This is a genomic window from Methanobrevibacter sp. (assembly GCF_045646205.1).
Classification (GTDB): Archaea; Methanobacteriota; Methanobacteria; order Methanobacteriales; family Methanobacteriaceae; genus Methanocatella.
On record NZ_JAZRKF010000048.1, the window covers coordinates 1 to 18,703 of the forward strand.

Sequence of the window (18,703 nt, forward strand, 5' to 3'; positions counted from 1 at the left end):
TAAAAGCTATTGAACTTGATGTAAAAGGCCAAATGTGTCCAGGACCAATAATTAAAATTGCTGATACAATTAATGAAATTCAAAACGGTCAGAAAATATATGTTGAATCGGATGAAGACGCATTTGCATCAGACATTAAAATATGGTGTGAAAGAACTGGAAATAAATTAGAATCCCTGATTATTGAAGATAACATTATAAAAGCAACTATCATAAAACAAAATCTACCCGAAATTCAAAAGGATGATGATAAAACATTTGTAGTGTTTAGTGGAGATTTGGATAAAACAATAGCTGCATTTATTATTGCAAATGGAGCAGCATCAATGGGAAGAAACGTGACAATGTTTTTCACATTCTGGGGGTTGAATATATTGAGAAAACCTGAGAAAGTAAGTGTTAAAAAAACGTTGATTGAAAAAGCATTCGGGTTTATGATGCCCCGAGGGACTAAAAAATTAGGGTTGTCTCGAATGAACATGGCAGGATTTGGTCCAAAAATGATACGCTCAATTATGGATCAAAAAGGAATATTGTCACTTGAAGAGTTAATAGAAAGTGCAAAAAGCCATGGAGTTCGTATTGTAGCATGTCAAATGTCAATGGATATCATGGGAATACACCAAGAAGAGTTAATCGATGGGGTTGAGCTGGGAGGGGTTGCAACCTTCATAGGCTCTGGTGAAAAAAGTGATATGAGTTTATTTATTTAAAGCAATGTATAAAATCTCGTAGGATATCCAATTGTCTTTAAATTAATCATACATTTCTTTTCTAATGAATGGAATATAATTTTTATTATTTGATTTGTCCAAATCAACATTCGCATAAAGTATTTCTTCATCATCACTTGCAACAGCTAGTGAATCTCCATTGACATCACAAACAATGGATTGGCCATTAAATTCCATTTCATCTTCAATGCCTACACGATTGCACATTGCAATTATTACATTATTTTGAAATGATTGGACTTTAATTTCCCATTTAAATAACTCTTCAGGTTCGTTTGCAGTATTTGCAGCAGGTATTAATATTAATTGAGCGCCTTTAAGTGTTAATGTTCGGATACTTTCAGGAAAATGTCTGTCAAAGCAGATTGCAATGCCAATCTTTCCAAACTTGGTTTCAAATACATTGAACCCCTCATCAGATGGGTCATAATAGCTTTCCTCAAAGAATTTTTCAGCTTGTTTAATATGAACCATCTTTTGTTTACCTATTATATTTCCATGGTTATCAATTAAAAAAGACATGTCATATGAATTATTATTTTCTAAGACATATAGATTAGGGGCAGCAAAAATATCATATTTAAAACAAGCTTCTTGGATTCTTTTAATGTAATGTGAATCTTGTGTTATTAAATAATTTTCTACATCAATATTTTCGTATTGGGGAAAAAATGGAGTTAAATGTATTTCTGGAAACAGAATTAAATCCACTTTGTTTTCACTAGCAACCCTAATCGAATTAATTGTTTTTTTCAAATTTTCATCAATATCTTCAGATATTTTCATTTGGGCCAAAGCTATTTTCATTTATCCTCCATAGATTATCTGAATCAAATTTATTTCATCACCATCATTGATTAGGCTATCTTCAATTGCCAACTCGCCGTTTTGCTTAGCAACAATCGTTTGGCTAGACTGGTTCAATTCATCCAACAGGTTTTTTATTGTATAATTTTCTTTTAATTGCCTTATCTCATCAATATCTTTAAATTTTAATTTAAATTCCACATTATCACCTTAAATATTGTTATTTACAATCTTTGCTACTTTTTTGGCTATTGCAACTATTGTTAAAATCGGAGGCCTTCCAGGAGCTTCAGGTATTACACTGGCATCAGAAACGTATAATCCTTTGATTTCGGTTTCGAAATTATTGTCTACAACTTCACCTACTGCGGCAGTTCCCCCGGGATGTGCTCCTTTAAGAGAAGTTGCAACAATAGATCCTTCATCAACACCCAATTTTAGAAGTATTTTAACAGCTTTCTCATACCCTTCTTTGATTAAATCAGCATCGACTTTAGTTAGTGTCTTTTCAATGTTTCCATTATTATCTATTGTTCCGATACATGTGTCTGCAAATTTAAGCATAATTCCAATGACATCACTTTCTCTAGCTTTTATGCCTTTTTCTTTCATCAATGGGAGCAATTGCATTGAATAATGTGGTGATAAAAAATATGGTCCGAATTCGGCTTTAATACCCATCATCAGTTCATTTTTTAAATTTGCATCTTTTAGATATCCTCCAATTGTTGTGAATATATCAAAGAATATATGCCCTCCGACATTTTTTATTCGTGAATTTTTTAATATTATTGGAGTGTTCAATGCTCCAGCAGCTACGACAACTTTCTTTGCTTTAAATATTTGCTTTTCATTGTTTTCATTTATTCCAACAACACCTGCTACCTGACCCTTTTCATGTAGTATTTCAATCACATTTAATCCTGTTATCAATTTAGCTCCATATTCCTGAGCTTCTTTGATGAAGTATGTCGCATCCCATTTTGCATCAAACATGCATCCGTTTACGCATTTTCCGCAAAATCTGCATTTTTCAAAGTTGATGAACTTTGGCATTGGTTCTACGACATATCCTAAATTGTTTCCTGCTTCAGCAATCAGCTTTGTTGCATGTCCCCATGATTTTTTGGGGAAATATGTAACATTTAGTTCCCCACTGGCTTCTAAGAGTTCTTCAAAAATATCTAAATTTTTATCTTCAAACTGTTGCATTATTGAGTTTGTATAACACCCGCTGCATGAAAAACATGCATTTCCAATTGAGGAAGTTGTTGTTCCTCCGACTTCTTCAATATTGGTTAAAGTTAATGGCCATGTTAAGAATTCATATTTTTGTTTATCCTCATTTGAAAGGTTATTTTTCAGATGAATTTCTTTATTTTTCATGTATTTAACATAGTTTCCATCACTTTGTTTTCGCCCTTTATCTAATATGAGGACATTACGTCCGTTTAAAGATAAATCTTTAGCGACTGTTGCTCCTCCAGCACCAGTTCCTATTACAATAACATCAAAAATTTTTATTCCTCCAAAATAATTAACAATTGTTATATTATTGTTTAATGTTTAAATATTTTCTGTTGGACTGTGAAAAAAATTCAAAAAATATTTATACAATAATTTACATTACTAACTTTATGGAAAAAAATAACTATTGTTATATAGTTTAATTTCGAAGGGATTCTATTTTTTCCATGTTCTCGGGCGTGTATAAAAGTCTTAAGAATAAAAATAAATTTTTAAGCAAGTGGTTTCATAAAATCTCTAACCATTAAGAGAAACACATCATTAACGAGCAATAACTCCTTAATATCTAACTATTAATCAATTCTTAAAGCTCGTTAATAAAAAGAGCATCATTTGATGCTCTTTAAATTTAAAATTAAGATACATGTGATAGAATGAATTTAGAAGAGAAAATAGAAATCGTGAAAGAAATTTTAAAAGATAAGAAAGTGGCTATAGGTTTTTCAGGAGGTGCTGATTCAACACTAATAGCTTACTTATCATCAAAGGTTGCAAAAGATACACTGGCCATTACTATTGATAACCATCTGTTGCCAACTGGTTTTGTTGAAAATACTCAAAAGCTATCTAAATCTTTTGGAATCAAACATAAAATAATTGACATTGATTTTTATAAAAAAGAATATTTTTTATCAAACGATTCAAAAAGATGCTATAACTGCCGTAATTTAATGTACAGTGAAATTGAAAAACTTGCCCAAAAAGAAGGGTTTGATTTTATATGTGATGGCAATAACATTAGTGATTTGGTTATTGACAGACCAGGAATTCTTGTAACTTATAAAAAAGGATTCAATACTCCGTTTATTGAAGCGAAATTAACCTCCAAAGAAATTCATGAGTATTTAAATAAAAATGATATTCCATATTCTAGATCAACCACTTGCCTTGCAACAAGAATTCCAACCAATACAAAAACCACTGAAGAAAAAATTAAAAGAATTCGTGACTGTGAAGACTATATCTACAATAACACTAACTGTGAAATTGTTAAAGTTAGAGATTTGGAAAAATTTGGTATATGTGAAGTAGACAACATTAATGAAATAATAAAAGAGGATAGATTTAAACTAATTAACAACAAATTAAAACAAAAAGGTTTTAAGAAAGTTGCTTTAAATTTATCACCAATCGATGATGATGAATACATAGCCATAGAATATGACAACGGATCATTTAAATACAAACTACCATTTACAATAAACATTGAAAATACCAAAAAACAATTTGAAAATGAAAAATTTATTGACCTCGAAGATAGAATAGATAGCGAAAAAACTACTATTTTTGAAGATGGATTAATAATCGGACGAGGATTTAAAAATTATGATGATGCATTATTTAATTTTATGGAAATACTGCCAAAACTAAGAAGAAATATAAGTGACTAATTTCACTTATCATTCCATGCAATATTGTTTCCAATAATTTAAAATTTAAATTAATTACAATTAATCAACAACATTAAATTTTATCAGTTAGTGTGGAGAGAAAGTAGTAAAAATATCACATGAGTTTTCATATAATAATCTAGTTTTAATGTAATCAGCAATTCCCATATCAATCATTTCCACATATTATTTTATTATATTATTTATTATATTTTTTATATAAAATAAGTAATAAAATTTATGGAAACGTAAAAATTACTGGTGAAGACAAATTAATATTAAATATATCATGAGTTCTAAAAAAGCAGTAAAAGAGAGTCGAATAATGTAACTGCCATATGAGTTTTCATAAAATCCTCTCCAAATTATTTTAATTAAGATTAATTTACTTTTTTAAATAGCTATTTTTACTAAAGCTGTTAACAATTTAATTATTTTTAATATAGTAAAATTTATATGTCCAAAAAAAATATATAACTATTGTTATATAATATGGCTATTATTATATTTCAAATTTTAATGGAGAAAATTTATATGGTAGATAAAGGAACCAGTGTATTAAAAGAAGGCTTCGCAAAAATGACAAAAGGCGGAGTAATAATGGATGTAGTGAATGCAGAACAAGCAAAGATAGCAGAAGAAGCCGGTGCAGTAGCTGTAATGGCTCTTGAAAAAGTACCTGCAGACATCAGAGCAGCAGGTGGCGTGGCAAGAATGGCAGACCCCACTATCGTGGAGGAAGTGGTTGACGCAGTATCTATTCCAGTAATGGCAAAAGCAAGAATAGGCCACATTGCAGAAGCACAAATCCTAGAAACACTAGGCGTTGACATGATTGATGAAAGTGAAGTGCTAACACCTGCTGACGAAGAATACCATATTAACAAAAAAGAATTCACAATTCCATTCGTATGCGGAGCACGTAACCTCGGTGAAGCATTGAGAAGAATCGATGAAGGAGCAGCAATGATACGTACCAAAGGAGAACCAGGTACAGGAAACATCGTAGAGGCAGTACGCCACATGAGAATGGTAATGGGAGAAATCAGAACAATCCAAGGAATGGAAGAAGAAGAACTTTGGAAATACGCAAGAAACATCGAAGCACCAATAGAATTAGTAAAACAAACCGCAGAACTTGGAAAATTACCGGTAGTGAACTTTGCAGCTGGAGGAATTGCAACCCCTGCAGACGCATCATTAATGATGCAGCTAGGATCAGACGGAATATTCGTGGGTTCCGGAATATTCAAGTCAAATAATCCAGAAGCATTCGCAAAAGCAATAGTTGAAGCAACTGCAAACTATGACAAACCTGAAATATTGGCAGAAGTGTCCAAAGGATTAGGTCAGGCCATGAAGGGCATAGAAATGTCAACATTGACACAAGCAGACAGAATGCAAGATCGAGGAATATAAAAATATTCCTCACAAAAAACATTGGTGTTTAAATGATAAAAATAGGAATCCTAAACCTGCAAGGTGCAGTATCAGAACACTATGAGATGACAAAAAAAGCATCTGCGAAGATAAGTGCGGAAATTGAAGTTGAAAGTGTAAGATATGCTGAAGATGTCAAAACATGTGATGGAATAATTATCTCAGGTGGAGAAAGCACAGTAATAGGCAAACTCATCGCAAGAAGAGGAATCGACAATGTAATCAAAGACAAGAACATTCCAGTATTAGGAACCTGTGCAGGAATGGTACTTTTAGCTAAAAAAACAGACTTCAACCAACCATTACTGGGATTGATGGACATTACAGTTAAAAGAAATGCATACGGAAGACAAAAAGACTCATTTGAAGCACCAATAGAAATATTAAACCAAAACTACCCCGGAGTATTCATAAGAGCACCAGCAATCGAATCATATGATAAAACCAAAGATGACATCCAAGTTCTATCAGAATTTGATGGAAAAATAATCGCTATACAACAGAAAGACAACATTGCATTATCCTTCCATCCCGAATTAACAGAAGATACATTAATACACGAGTATTTCTTAAAAAAAATAATTGCAGAGAGAAAGTAACACAACTATCACATTAGTTTTCATATAACAATCTAGTTTTAATATAATCAGTAATTCCTATGTCAATCATCTCCCAACCAATTTATTATATTCATTATATAAAACAAATATATATCAACTGAAATATCACAACCTTATCCACAAATTTAATTAACCTGCCAAATCTAAACTATAGTATAGAAAGGTTGAGAGAAAAACTGATAATTTAAAGTGATATAAATGATGGTAACGTCTGAAATATCAATTACTTATGATTTGTTCTCACTTACCAGTAATAAAATTTTAAATCAAGGGAGAATTTTATGAACTTATCAAAACTGTTTGAAAAAAATGAAGAAAAAGAATTTACAACATTCCCAACAACTCTGGAAACATATGCGTGGTATAAACCTTTTTTAATAATAATTATAGCAGCAATAATTGCTATAGTGATATCAATTGCAGTATTTAAAATTACGGGAGCAAACCCTAATGCAGGTGGAATAGAAAAAGTTATTGTTTCAGCAACTACTATGATTGCGTTGATTCCAGGCATTTATATTGGATTTAAATTGGTCTATAAAATTCCGTTTTCCACACAGATAGCACCTGTCAGGAAATGGAATTGGAGTATTTACATTAAAGTATATATTATAACTTTAATTGTTTATGGAGCATTACAACTAATACCTCTTTTAGCTTCAGGAATGCCAAGCATAACCAATACTTCAATTGCAGTTCTCATATTGTGTTTAATTTTGCCAATCTTTCAGGGTTTTGCGGAAGAATACCTGTGCCGTGGACTACTGATGCAAACCTTCGGATCATGGTTTAAAATACCTATTGTGGCAATCGTCCTTCAGGCAGCAATATTCTCCATAGTGCATAATTACGCGATACTAGCAGCCATAGGAGTATTTTGCGTAGGACTTTTATATGGTTTGATAACCTGGTATGGTCAAGGTCTTGAATCAGCATCAGCAATGCATGCGGTAAATAATACGTTTTCATTTCTTGCATTGGGAATAGGTCTTCAGCAGACAGTATCACCAAACAGTGCAATTGATTTTGTGATGAATTTAGTTTTCCTGGTAATCCCAATCATAATTGTTTTTGCATTGGATAAAAAATTCAATTGGTTTGGTGAAATCCCAGAAAACACTCAAAACGTATGATTATTCAATTATGAATAATCTTTTTTTCTTTTTAAGGAGATATTTAACCGGATACAACTTAAAAAGAGCACATGACAAAATAATCATGAAAAATAGAGAATCAATTTAAAATTTTGCACCACATCCTCTTTTTAAATCCTCTGAAAATTTTTATCATAAATTTAGCGAGAATACCTCAACTTCTTAAGTTGGGGATGAATCGCAAATTATTATAAAAATCTTCGAGCTGTAAAGCTGGAGGTAGTTCATAATGGAATTCCAAGTAATGCAATGATGAAAATAATTTCATCCGTTAATAAGTGAGTAAGGTACGGAACAAGTATGTTTTTGGTTTTAATATATCCATAAAACTCAAATATTGAACCAAAACCCTGTACGAAAAGTGCAAATATTAACATGGTAGGATTATATGCATGGAAACAGGCAAACATCACCATTATTATAGCAACGGAAATAATCACAGACAATTTACGGTTATTTGAGAATTTATAAAGCACTCTTAAGAAAAATATGAATGGAATGAACTTAAGGAATTCCTCGCCCATCAATGAAAATATTGATGTAACTAATGTCATGATTGTTACTGATTCTGAACCCATAGTTCCGGGGCTGACTATTCCAAATTGCTTCAATATCATCTCCATTACCATTCCATATACAATATATCCGACAAAAAGAGCCACTATAAGGACAAAATCTTTACGGGACGGCATCCTGAATATTGCTTTATAATCCCATTTTAAAAAATATAAAACAGGTACAATAAACACTATGCAGCCTAATATTATAAAAGGAAGCTTTTGTGTAATTACTGCTAAAACGGTTCCAACGATGAATGCAACAAATAAGACAACCCATCCCCATTTGGGAATATATGGATTTTTATTATAAAACGGGAAATCATAACCTTCATCTTCAAATTTAAATCTATCTATTACAGTCATATTATCAACTTTGTTTTAATTATTAGCCATTTGTATAAGTTCATGTTATTTATTATTAATAATCTAATGGATTCTAAGAGGTTTCAGGTATTTCTCCGAACCAATTTGTTTTCTTGCCCACCAAATACAGTACAATACATAGCATTATTTCAAAAATAATTGTTCCCGCAACACTCCCTAATTGCGGAGTGGATGTTGATGCGTGGAGTCCAAGCATGATGAATAAACCAACAGTGAAATTATTTGCGGTATGTATGGCAGAACTTACTTCAATACCGTTTGTTTTCCAAGCGAAAAATCCGTAGATAAGACCCGTAACTAGTACTTCAAAGAGTCCGAAACTGTTATATCCGTGGAATAGGGCAAATATTATTGCCTGAATGACAATCGCTAAAAGAGGTATTTTAAACCATGATCCAAATGTCTGCAAAAGAAATCCTCGAAACATGAATTCCTCTGCAATTGATTGGAGAGGCACGAAGATGCAAATAGCTATCAAGAACATTATTGAGATTTGAGATGTTCCTTTTGCTCCAGTAAGAGCAGAATCTATGCCCTGATATACTATGTACATTATTAACGGTATTATTAATGCCTTGAAATAGAGTTTGAAGTTCCATCCTCCGCGTGAAGAGGAGTAGGATGAAAATGGTCTGTCATTAACAATTTTTGATGCAAGATAAAATGAAGGAATAATCATGATTAAAATAAAATCTGAGATAATTATAGGCAGAGCAGAGTTTAATCCTTCATATGTTCCAGACATGACAGTTCTAGCTAAATCAACGCCACCTACCAGATAAGTAACGGCTATTATTGCTCCTCCAAAAATGAGCATTATAAAAAACGTTATTATTATAACAATTAACGGTTTGTACCATGCATAGTTCTCAAAAGTTGTTGGAAACGTTATATAGTCCGATATTTTATTTTTCATTGACATATTTTATCATCCATATATTTTTAATATAAATTGGATTAGAAAAACTCCTAGATTTATTATCATTTTTTCAACATGAAGTATATCTTATTTTACTTTAAATGTTGCTTTTATTGTGTCTTTAATGTAAGTCACTTTAACAGGATATTTTTTACCTTTTTAAGCTGTTGTATTATTTAGATGAATATTTTGCAAGTTTGATTTAATTTAAAATAGTAGTGTTGCTATGCCAAAAATTACTGGCAGAATACCTATAAAATCCCAAATTAAATGCACCAAATAAGATATAGCGATATTCTTTGTTTTTACATAAATTAATGGAAATACAATAGAACCGATACCTATTGTCAATATTAAATCTGCAATATTGAATCCATATGCGGATATGTGCGCTAGTGCAAATATCAACTGTGAAACAATAATTCCCACTATTATCGCACCTTTACGGCCGATATATTTATATGTAAAAATCATCGGCAATACAATCCCTATGAATTTGAATAATTCTTCGCCAACAAGTTGTATAATAGTGGATAAGATAGTTATCATTGGTGCACCCACATATGGTTTATGTGACTGTGAAGGAATTCCAAATACTTTTGAAATTAACGTGGTTATATACATTACCAAAAAAACGCTTATCAAACCAAGGATTATAATTTTCATATCCTTTTTTTCAGGTTTTCTGAAAATCTCTGATAAGTTGCCATCTAAAGAATACCATACTGCAATTAAAGGTATAAAACATGATAATATTGCTTTTAGAAGTTCCATGTCTCCAAATTCAATGAAAGGTATGCAGAATGTTAAACAAAGCCCAAAAAATAATACAATTATTTTTGAGGAACCAATATTAGGATTTCCATTGTAAAATGGGATATCATACTCCTTATCTTCAAATCTGAAATAATCCTTTTCCATTATAAATTATTCTATTCATAATTATATATATATTTAAATTTAAGGAAATGTTGTAACGGAAAAATAGTGGTGAAGCAAGTAAGAAAAAATATTTAATTATCATGAGTTTCTAAGATTTTATAAAGAGAAAGTGATACACATATCACATGAGTTTTCATATAACAATCTAGTTTTAATATAATCAGTAATTCCCATAGTAAACATTTCATATTTTTTATTATATAAAATAAAAACTAACTGAAATATCACAACATTATCCGCAAATTTAATTAACCAACCAATTCCAAACTATATTATAAGAATGTTGAGAGAAAATAATTAATTGATATTTAAAGTGATATAAAATGATGATACCGACAATACCTACCCCAGATGAAATATTGGATAAGGGATTCAGCAGAGGAAAGAAAGCTGCAGATTTACTCAGGACACAAAAAATCCCTAAACATTTAAAAGGTAAAAAATTAGAAGAAAGAAGAGTTGTTACTGCATGCCAGGTAATGAAAGATAAATTGAAATCAATTATTGATGCAGTTCCAGAAATTGAAAAGTTACATCCATTTTATCAAGATTATATAGACATTACGGTTGGAGTGGATTCAATGAAACAGGCATTGGGTGCACTTAACTGGGCATATGGTATTCTTGCCCAATTGGAAAGGGAATATTCAAATAAAATTAAAAGAAATCCTTCTGAAAGAGCAAGTGCAATTCAAAGAGAAGCATATGGAAGAATTGCGTCTGTTATAAATAAAATTGAAAAGGATTTGGACTTTTTGGATTTTGCAAAAGCCAGTTTAAGGAACATGCCTACAATTGACTTTGATGCAACAACAATAGTGATTGCAGGATTTCCGAATGTGGGAAAATCCACACTTTTAAAACAGCTAAGCGGTGCTGACCCGCAGGTGGCCAATTACCCATTTACAACAAAAGGAATTCAAATAGGACACACGGAAAGACACTGGAAAAGCATTCAATTCATTGACACCCCAGGATTGCTTGACAGACCAGTTCTGGAAATGAATGATATTGAAATGAATGCGATTGTTGCTTTGGAACATTTGGCAGATGCAATATTATTCATATTTGACGGATCTGAAACCTGTGGATTCCATTTGGACAGCCAATACAATCTATTAAAACAGATTGAAAAAATATTTAGCGAAATACCGATAATTTACCTATTCAATAAAATGGATATTGAACAGGATGAAGAATACATTAATCAGTTTGTGGACAATCCGGAAAATACATTATTTATTTCAGCCCTTGATGGTGATGGAATAGATAAAATCAATGAAATTATCGATACCGTTGAAAAAATAGACAGAACTCCCGAAGTTGATGAGGAAGAATTAGACTATTATTAAAGATAAGTTTATATATATTGTATTGCTAATCTATAATCAAACATATAGGAAATTAATGAAAAAGAGGTGAAAACCATGGTAGAAAAAGATGTTCTTGAAGAAAAAATGAACGAAAGAAAAGAAAGATTCGATGAAAAAAAAGAAAAAGTCGGAGAAAAAGTTGATTCAAAATACAACGAGAAAAAAGAAAAATTCGATGAAAAAAAGGAAAAAGGTAAAGTTTACTCTGAAAAATTTGTCAACGATTTAAATACCACTATTGATGAATTTAAAGACAGCCTTAAAAACATGCAAAAATATGCTGATGATAAAATCAACGAATACAAAAATGCTACCATAAGTAATTTGGCAGTTGACTTAATCGAATCAGACGATATCTACTACTTAAAAGTTGCAGTTCCTGGTCTTGATAAGGATGAAGTTGAAATTGAAGCAGGCGACAATGACATTGTGATTACCGCTACATTCAAACCATTCGTTGAAGAATTAAAAGATGCTGGAATATTAAAAGCTGATGATGATGAAGAATCAGAAGATGTTGCTGAAGCAAAAGTAATCGCATCTGAATTAACAGTAGGAAAATGCTCCAAAACTGTCAGATTCGAAAACAGCATCGAAGTAGAAAAGATTACAGCAAAATATAAAACCGGTATAATATTAATTACCATTCCAAAATTAATTATACCAAAACATAAAGTAACTGTAGAATAGACGTTGACTTAATCTACTCTAATCATTTAGAGTAGAACTATTTTTTATTTTTATTCACCACTTAAAAATTTAAATAAAAGTTTTTTCAAGGTTTTCATTTCATCGGGATCCATATTATCGCTATGCATATCTTCCCAGCCGTTAATGTGTGCCAATATCCCCTCTGTTTTTTTAATACCTTTATCAGTTAATTTGACTATTTTTCTTCTGCGGTTTTGTGGATCTTCGATTCTTGAAATTAACCCTTTATCCTCAAATTTTCTAAGTATTTTTGATGCATATCCATTGCTTACATGGAATAATTCTACCAAATCCTTTTGAGTACTTTTTTCAATGCACCTTATCCTCAATAAGAAAGGCAATTCTGCTATGTTAATATCATCGTCTTTGTAATTTTCAAGACTGTATTCACTAAAATCTGCCACCATTTCTTCCACATAATGGTATATCAAGATATTTTCACTATTTTCTTTTTTAAACTGATTAGATAAACTCATGATTATTCTTTTGTATTTAATAATATAAATATGTTTCATTAAGAAAATGTTTCCTTAGGAAACATTTAAATATCAAGTTAAAGATATCATATATTAGGTGAAAATCATGGAATACAAAACATTATCAAATGGTGTTGAAATACCACAATTAGGATTTGGAGTTTTCCAAATACCTCCAGAAGAAACAAAAGATGTTGTAAAAAAAGCTATTGAAGTAGGCTACAGACATTTCGATACTGCACAAGCATACTTCAATGAAGCAGAAATCGGGGAAGCAATTAAAGAAAGCAGAATTGCAAGAGAGGAACTCTTCCTCACCACAAAAGTATGGGTTTCATCATACGGCTATGAAGAAACAAAAAAAGCATTCCAAGACTCTTTAGATAAATTACAAACCGATTATGTGGATTTATACTTGCTCCACCAATGTATTGGAGACGTTTACTCAACCTGGAGAGCAGTAGAAGACCTATATAAAGAAGGTAAAATCAAAGCAATCGGTGTATGTAACTTCACACAGGGACGTTTCACAGATTTAGCATTACATGCTGAAATCCCACCAATGGTAAACCAGATTGAAGTAAATCCATTTTACCAGCAGGAAGGAACCGAAGACTTCCACAAGGAATTCGACGCAGTAGTTGAAGCATGGGGACCGCTTGCAGAAGGAAAAGACGACATATTTAACAACCCACTCCTATCAGAAATCGGTGCAAAATACGATAAATCCGTAGCACAGGTAATCTTAAGATGGCTGATTCAAAGAGACATTGTAGTTTTCCCAAAATCAACTAAAGAATCAAGAATGATTGAAAATGCAGATTTATTTGATTTTGAATTATCCGATGATGACATGGAAAAAATCAAAGAATTGGAAACCGGCGTTCCAATCGTAGAAGTTGACAATCCGGAATTCATCAAATTTGTCATAAGCTCAATAGCTTAACTTATAATAATAATTGGGACAAATACATAATTAAGGTGAAATTATGAAGTTAGGAATGGGAATGATGAGGCTTCCTCTTTTGGATGAAAATGATTTTACAAGCATTGACTATGATCAGGTCAATAAGATGGTAGACACATATATGGATGCGGGATACAACCACTTTGATACTGCATACATCTATCATGAAGGTATGGGCGAAATCGCATTTAAAAAATCAGTTGTTGAAAGATATCCTAGAGATTCATTTAAAATTGCAACAAAAATGCCATTATTTATCATTTCAGAAGAATCCCAATTAGAACCTATATTTGAAGAACAGCTTAAAAATTGTGGCGTAGATTACTTTGATTATTATATGCTCCATAATGTAAGCGGATATACTGAAACGGCATGGAAAAATGTTGATTTATATTCATTCATACAAAAGAAAAAAGAAGAAGGATACATCAAGCACATTGGTTTGTCCACTCACGGAAATGCCGAATTTCTAGAGGAACTTCTTTTTGACCATCCGGAAATTGAATTTGTATTGTTGCAGATTAATTATCTGGACTGGGAAGATGAAGGAATCGAATCAAGAAAATGTTTAGAAGTTGCAAAAAAATATGAAAAACCCGTAATGATTATGGAACCTTATAAAGGCGGATTTTTAGCAGACGTTCCTAAAGAAGCAGAAAAAATCATGAAGGAGTATAATCCTGACAGGTCTATTGTTTCTTGGGCAATGAGATTTGTAGCTAATTTGGATGCATGTGTTGTATTAACCGGTGCAAGCAATCTGGAGCAGCTTCAAAATAATATCGATGAAATTAAAAATGCCGATCCTTTAAATGATGAGGAATTAAAGATTCTTGAAGAGGTTTCTGAAATCATTAACAGCAATATCACCGTCGACTGTACCAAATGCAGATATTGCGTTGACACATGCCCTGAAGAAATTGATATTGCAAAAATCTTTGATTTATACAATAAACATAAAATTCTTGGCCGTGACGACTGGACACAACCGGGAAATGCTTATTTGAATTATACCAAACTTCCGGATGTGGGAATAGCTTCTGACTGCATAGAATGTGAATCATGTATAGAGGAATGTCCACAGAAAATCAATATTCCAGAAGTTTTAAAAGATGTTGCAAAAACATTTGAAACTGAAAATTACGGATTCTAACAAGAATTCCATTTTGGTGATGAAAAGTGAATCCATCGCCCATCAATAAGGGCTAAAATAAATTAATAATAACAGTAGAATATTTTTCTACTGTTTTTTTTAAAATTAGTATCTTACTTTACCGATGTGTCTTGTAGCACCAGGATCTTCACCATTGAAATGTGCCAAGTAATAGACAAACCATTCAAGAGGAACTACAAAGATTAACGGAGATAATAACTTATCTACATCAGCATAGTCTTTTAATTCATAAAGAATAACTTTTGCTTCAAGATTATTTGAAAAATCAATAGCTTTTCTTGTAATTTCATCAGATTCGAAATCACAATCAAAGATAATCATAGGAACATCCTTTTCTGCACGTTCAATTAATCCGTGTCTGAATTCAGCGGAATATAAAGGACATGCATGTTTGATTGCTCCTTCCATAAGCATTGTCATAGCCACTTTAAATGAAAGACCGAAATTAGGTCCGCTTCCCAAACAGTAGAATATGTCTTCATCCTTATATTGCTCAGCTAATTTTTTACCATCTTCTTCAGTTGTTTTGAGCAAATCTTCAATAATATCTGGAATTTCTTTTAATTGAGCTAATAATTCATCTTTATTTTCATAATCTGATGCTGAAAATAAAATCTGATAAAGACAAGCGATTTGAGTTACATAAGTTTTTGTACCTAAAATAGCAGTTTCAGTTTCACACCGAGTGGTAATTGGAGTTTTAGCTTCTTTAATCATAGAACTATCTGGTTCATTAGAAATTGATACGGTGTGAATACCATATTCATTAGCACGTCTGAGAGAAGATAATGTATCAGCAGTTTCTCCAGACTGGGATGTGAAAATTGCTATTGAATTTTCTCCTTTTTGTAAAAACTTATTATAATAAAACTCATAACCTGAAAATACTTCGATATTCATTGTAGTAGACATTCTAAGTGCGTCTCTAACACTGTAACAGGTTGATATTGAACTACCACAACCGATTAAATAAACTTTATCTGCATTTTTAACTAATTGTGAAACTTCATCCATAGTGGACAATTCACTTTCAAAGGTTTTTCTAAGTGAATCCGGTTGTTCCATCATTTCATCATACATTTTATAGTTCATGAAAAAAACTCCTTTAATTTTTATATAATATATATACTTTCTTTTTTAAAATATAAAAAGTTTTTTTATAAAAGAAGTATAATTTATTAATAATGGAGATTGATTTAACAAAAATTGGTATGTTTAAAGGCCAGCAATATGAAACAATTATTAGTACAGTCAATTGTGACGGTGAAGTTAATGCCGCACCTATAGGTATCCTTTGCAGGGGAAAGGATAAGGTGATGTGCCGTATTTTTAAAGGAAGCACGACATTGGAAAATATTATTTCACAAAAGGAATTTGTTGTAAACATTACACAGAATCCGGAATTTTTTACCTGGTCTCTTCTTGATAATCTCCAGACAGATGATTTCAACAAAGATTTATCCATAAAAAACGTCGACTGCTATTTTAAATGCAAAGTCACAGATATTAAAGAAGCGGTCAAGCAAAGCGATCCGATTAAAAAGAAATCCGAAGCCAATGTTATTAAGGCAGACGTTTGTGAACTGATAATTAATAAAGAGACTAAAGTTTACAACAGGGCTTTCAGCTGTGTTATAGAAAGTCTGGCCAATTTTTCAAGGTTTGACATTGTTAATGATGAAAAAAGAAAATTCTATCTTGACTCATTTAAGGAATCATACAGGGTCGTGAAAAAAGTCGGATCCCCCGAGGACAAAAAGGCAATGGATGCGATTAAAAATAAATTGAAAGAAAAAGGTTATGAAATCTAACCTTTAATTACATCAATAAATTCAAAGTTATCCCCATCAAAAAGACCCATATCAGATATTTTTATGGACGGAATAACTAAAAGAGCCATAAATGCCATCGTCATAAATGGAGAGTCAAGCTCACAACCTAAAGCAGCAGTCATCTTATGTAAAATATCTAATTTATGAGCTACAGCATAAGCATCTTCATTAGACATCAATCCCGCAATAGGAAGAGATAGAGAGTCGCTGAAGTCCTCACTTACAACTGCAATACCGCCTTTATTTTCAATGACAGTATTAACTGCTTCAGCCATTTCTTCGGAATCATATCCCACAACAATTATGTTATGAGAATCGTGAGCAACAGAAGAAGCAATGGCACCTTTTTTAAGGCCGAATCCTTTAATGAATGCATTGGCCATGTTATTATTGCCGTATCTTTCAACGACGGAAATTTTCAAAATGTCTTCATAAATATCAGGGATTACTTTACCCTCTTTACACATCAGCCTTGCAGTGGCTTTTTCAGTAATTAAATCATCTTTTAAACATTTGATGACATTTACTTCACATTCATCCCCATCAAACAATACGTCAAAGTCTTCCGGAGTCTTTTTATCGGCATCTATTCTGTTTTGGGTTGTGACTTCAGGAGCATCAAATAAAACGTTTTCTCCATCGAAAACACATTCTCCTGCAATATATGTTTTTAAAATATTAAAATCAATGATGTTGTCAATGATTACGAAATCTGCCTTTGCACCAGTGACAATAGCTCCGGCATCAAGATTATAATGGGAAGCAGGATTGATTGTTACCATTTCAATAGCTTTAATTACGTCAATGCCCAAATCAACAGCCTTTTTAACTGACTTGTTTAAGTGTCCGTGAATTAAATCGTTAGGGTGCTTGTCATCACTTACAATAAAATCGAATATTGGAGAGTGAATTCTTCGCTCCAAAACTTCAGTAGGTATTATTCCAAAACTTTCCTGATGTTTCAAATAATTAATCCTATCAGAAAAATCAAATAACGCTTCCATATTTTTAGCAGATGAACCATCACGAACCATAATTTTCATGCCTTTCTGCTTTTTCTCAATAGCTTCAGCAAAATTACTGCATTCGTGGTCGGTGACTATATACTGTTCCATGTATTTATCCAATTCTTCACCGGAAACCAATGGGGCATGACCGTCAATAGGCTTATTGTACTTTCTGGCCAATTCCAGTTTCTTCAATACATCTTCATCACCGTTAATGACACCCGGAAAATTCATCATCTCCCCGAGAGCTACAATTTCATCTTTTTTAAGCAAATATTCAATTTCAGATGCATCCAAAGCTGCACCAGCAGTTTCAAAAGAAGTGGCGGGCACACAGGAAGGAGCAGAGAAATAAAAATTAAATGGAACATGTGAAGCGTTTTCAATCATGAATTCGATTCCTTCAATTCCACTGACATTAGCTATTTCATGAGGATCACACACAACAGAAGTAGTACCGTGCCTTACAGCTATTTTTGCAAATTGGGCAGGAGTAATCATGGAACTTTCAATATGAATATGTGAATCAATGAATCCTGGAACCATTAATCCTTCAACATCGACTTCAATTCCATCATCGTCCATTATAGGAACAATCTGTTTAAAAACACCATCTTCAATTGTTATTCTGGCAGGATAAACTGAATTAGTTAATACATCCAAAATATATGATGTAAATGACATT

At 32.0% G+C, this 18,703-nt stretch carries 19 protein-coding genes; 10 read left to right on the top strand and 9 right to left on the bottom strand.

All coding sequences use genetic code 11. The features are described from left to right. Positions 1-713 (top strand): DsrE/DsrF/DrsH-like family protein (locus tag ACKI44_RS08745; RefSeq protein WP_407423525.1); only part of this gene is annotated, 713 nt, incomplete at its 5' end. 42 nt (positions 714-755) lie between these two features. Here ACKI44_RS08745 and ACKI44_RS08750 read toward each other — a convergent pair. From ACKI44_RS08750 to ACKI44_RS08760, 3 genes are read right to left on the bottom strand one after another with little or no spacing between them, the layout of a single operon-like run. Then, the gene (locus tag ACKI44_RS08750; protein ID WP_407423527.1) at positions 756-1,541 is read right to left on the bottom strand and encodes a carbon-nitrogen hydrolase family protein; all 786 of its coding nucleotides are present in this window, start codon (positions 1,539-1,541) and stop codon (positions 756-758) included. Then, positions 1,542-1,742 carry a MoaD/ThiS family protein gene (locus ACKI44_RS08755; RefSeq protein ID WP_407423529.1) on the bottom strand — a complete coding sequence of 67 codons (201 nt, stop codon included), beginning with the start codon at positions 1,740-1,742 and terminating at the stop codon, positions 1,542-1,544. Between the two features lie 9 nt (positions 1,743-1,751). After that, the gene (locus ACKI44_RS08760; protein ID WP_407423531.1) at positions 1,752-2,927 is read right to left on the bottom strand and encodes a GMC family oxidoreductase N-terminal domain-containing protein; all 1,176 of its coding nucleotides are present in this window, start codon (positions 2,925-2,927) and stop codon (positions 1,752-1,754) included. Between the two features lie 515 nt (positions 2,928-3,442). On the opposite strand from ACKI44_RS08760, the gene ACKI44_RS08765 reads away from it, so the two are divergent. The 4 genes from ACKI44_RS08765 (at position 3,443) to ACKI44_RS08780 (ending at position 7,652) form a co-directional block, all read left to right on the top strand. Further along, positions 3,443-4,459: a 7-cyano-7-deazaguanine synthase gene (locus ACKI44_RS08765; protein WP_407423533.1), complete on the top strand. Its 1,017-nt coding sequence runs from the start codon at positions 3,443-3,445 to the stop codon at positions 4,457-4,459. A gap of 534 nt (positions 4,460-4,993) precedes the next feature. Beyond that, positions 4,994-5,878 (top strand): pyridoxal 5'-phosphate synthase lyase subunit PdxS, encoded by an 885-nt coding sequence (gene pdxS, locus ACKI44_RS08770; RefSeq protein ID WP_407423535.1) that lies wholly within the window; start codon positions 4,994-4,996, stop codon positions 5,876-5,878. 32 nt (positions 5,879-5,910) lie between these two features. After that, a complete protein-coding gene (gene pdxT, locus ACKI44_RS08775; RefSeq protein WP_407423537.1) occupies positions 5,911-6,498 on the top strand; it encodes a pyridoxal 5'-phosphate synthase glutaminase subunit PdxT in 588 nt (195 codons plus the stop codon). Between the two features lie 428 nt (positions 6,499-6,926). Next, positions 6,927-7,652, top strand: a complete 726-nt coding sequence (locus ACKI44_RS08780) for a CPBP family intramembrane glutamic endopeptidase (RefSeq protein ID WP_407392503.1) — start codon at positions 6,927-6,929, stop codon at positions 7,650-7,652. A 245-nt stretch (positions 7,653-7,897) separates the two neighbouring features. Here the strand turns inward: ACKI44_RS08780 and ACKI44_RS08785 are convergent, their stop codons facing one another. From ACKI44_RS08785 to ACKI44_RS08795, 3 genes are all read right to left on the bottom strand, one after another. Beyond that, positions 7,898-8,596, bottom strand: coding sequence for a type II CAAX prenyl endopeptidase Rce1 family protein (locus ACKI44_RS08785; protein WP_407423539.1), 699 nt, complete (start codon positions 8,594-8,596; stop codon positions 7,898-7,900). A 73-nt stretch (positions 8,597-8,669) separates the two neighbouring features. After that, positions 8,670-9,434: a CPBP family intramembrane glutamic endopeptidase gene (locus ACKI44_RS08790; RefSeq protein ID WP_407423541.1), complete on the bottom strand. Its 765-nt coding sequence runs from the start codon at positions 9,432-9,434 to the stop codon at positions 8,670-8,672. 309 nt (positions 9,435-9,743) lie between these two features. Further along, positions 9,744-10,457 (bottom strand): CPBP family intramembrane glutamic endopeptidase, encoded by a 714-nt coding sequence (locus ACKI44_RS08795; RefSeq protein WP_407423543.1) that lies wholly within the window; start codon positions 10,455-10,457, stop codon positions 9,744-9,746. A gap of 344 nt (positions 10,458-10,801) precedes the next feature. On the opposite strand from ACKI44_RS08795, the gene ACKI44_RS08800 reads away from it, so the two are divergent. Continuing rightward, positions 10,802-11,830, top strand: a complete 1,029-nt coding sequence (locus ACKI44_RS08800; protein WP_407423545.1) for an NOG1 family protein — start codon at positions 10,802-10,804, stop codon at positions 11,828-11,830. Positions 11,831-11,905: 75 nt separating this feature from the next. Further along, a complete protein-coding gene (locus ACKI44_RS08805; RefSeq protein WP_407423547.1) occupies positions 11,906-12,541 on the top strand; it encodes an Hsp20/alpha crystallin family protein in 636 nt (211 codons plus the stop codon). Between the two features lie 50 nt (positions 12,542-12,591). Here the strand turns inward: ACKI44_RS08805 and ACKI44_RS08810 are convergent, their stop codons facing one another. Beyond that, a complete protein-coding gene (locus ACKI44_RS08810; RefSeq protein WP_407423549.1) occupies positions 12,592-13,038 on the bottom strand; it encodes a MarR family winged helix-turn-helix transcriptional regulator in 447 nt (148 codons plus the stop codon). A gap of 106 nt (positions 13,039-13,144) precedes the next feature. Here ACKI44_RS08810 and ACKI44_RS08815 point away from each other — a divergent pair, with 106 nt between their 5' ends. Next, entirely contained in the window at positions 13,145-13,984 is an 840-nt protein-coding gene (locus ACKI44_RS08815; protein WP_407423552.1) for an aldo/keto reductase, read from the top strand. A 43-nt stretch (positions 13,985-14,027) separates the two neighbouring features. Next, positions 14,028-15,158 (top strand): aldo/keto reductase, encoded by a 1,131-nt coding sequence (locus ACKI44_RS08820; RefSeq protein WP_407423554.1) that lies wholly within the window; start codon positions 14,028-14,030, stop codon positions 15,156-15,158. Positions 15,159-15,263: 105 nt separating this feature from the next. Here ACKI44_RS08820 and ACKI44_RS08825 read toward each other — a convergent pair whose 3' ends face one another. Further along, positions 15,264-16,271 carry an SIS domain-containing protein gene (locus ACKI44_RS08825; protein WP_407423556.1) on the bottom strand — a complete coding sequence of 336 codons (1,008 nt, stop codon included), beginning with the start codon at positions 16,269-16,271 and terminating at the stop codon, positions 15,264-15,266. Positions 16,272-16,363: 92 nt separating this feature from the next. Between ACKI44_RS08825 and ACKI44_RS08830 the strand changes: the two genes are divergently transcribed. Continuing rightward, entirely contained in the window at positions 16,364-16,990 is a 627-nt protein-coding gene (locus tag ACKI44_RS08830; protein WP_407423558.1) for a DUF447 domain-containing protein, read from the top strand. Here the strand turns inward: ACKI44_RS08830 and ade are convergent. Further along, a complete protein-coding gene (gene ade, locus ACKI44_RS08835; RefSeq protein WP_407423560.1) occupies positions 16,987-18,702 on the bottom strand; it encodes an adenine deaminase in 1,716 nt (571 codons plus the stop codon). The genes ACKI44_RS08830 and ade overlap by 4 nt on opposite strands. Position 18,703 lies beyond the last annotated feature (1 nt).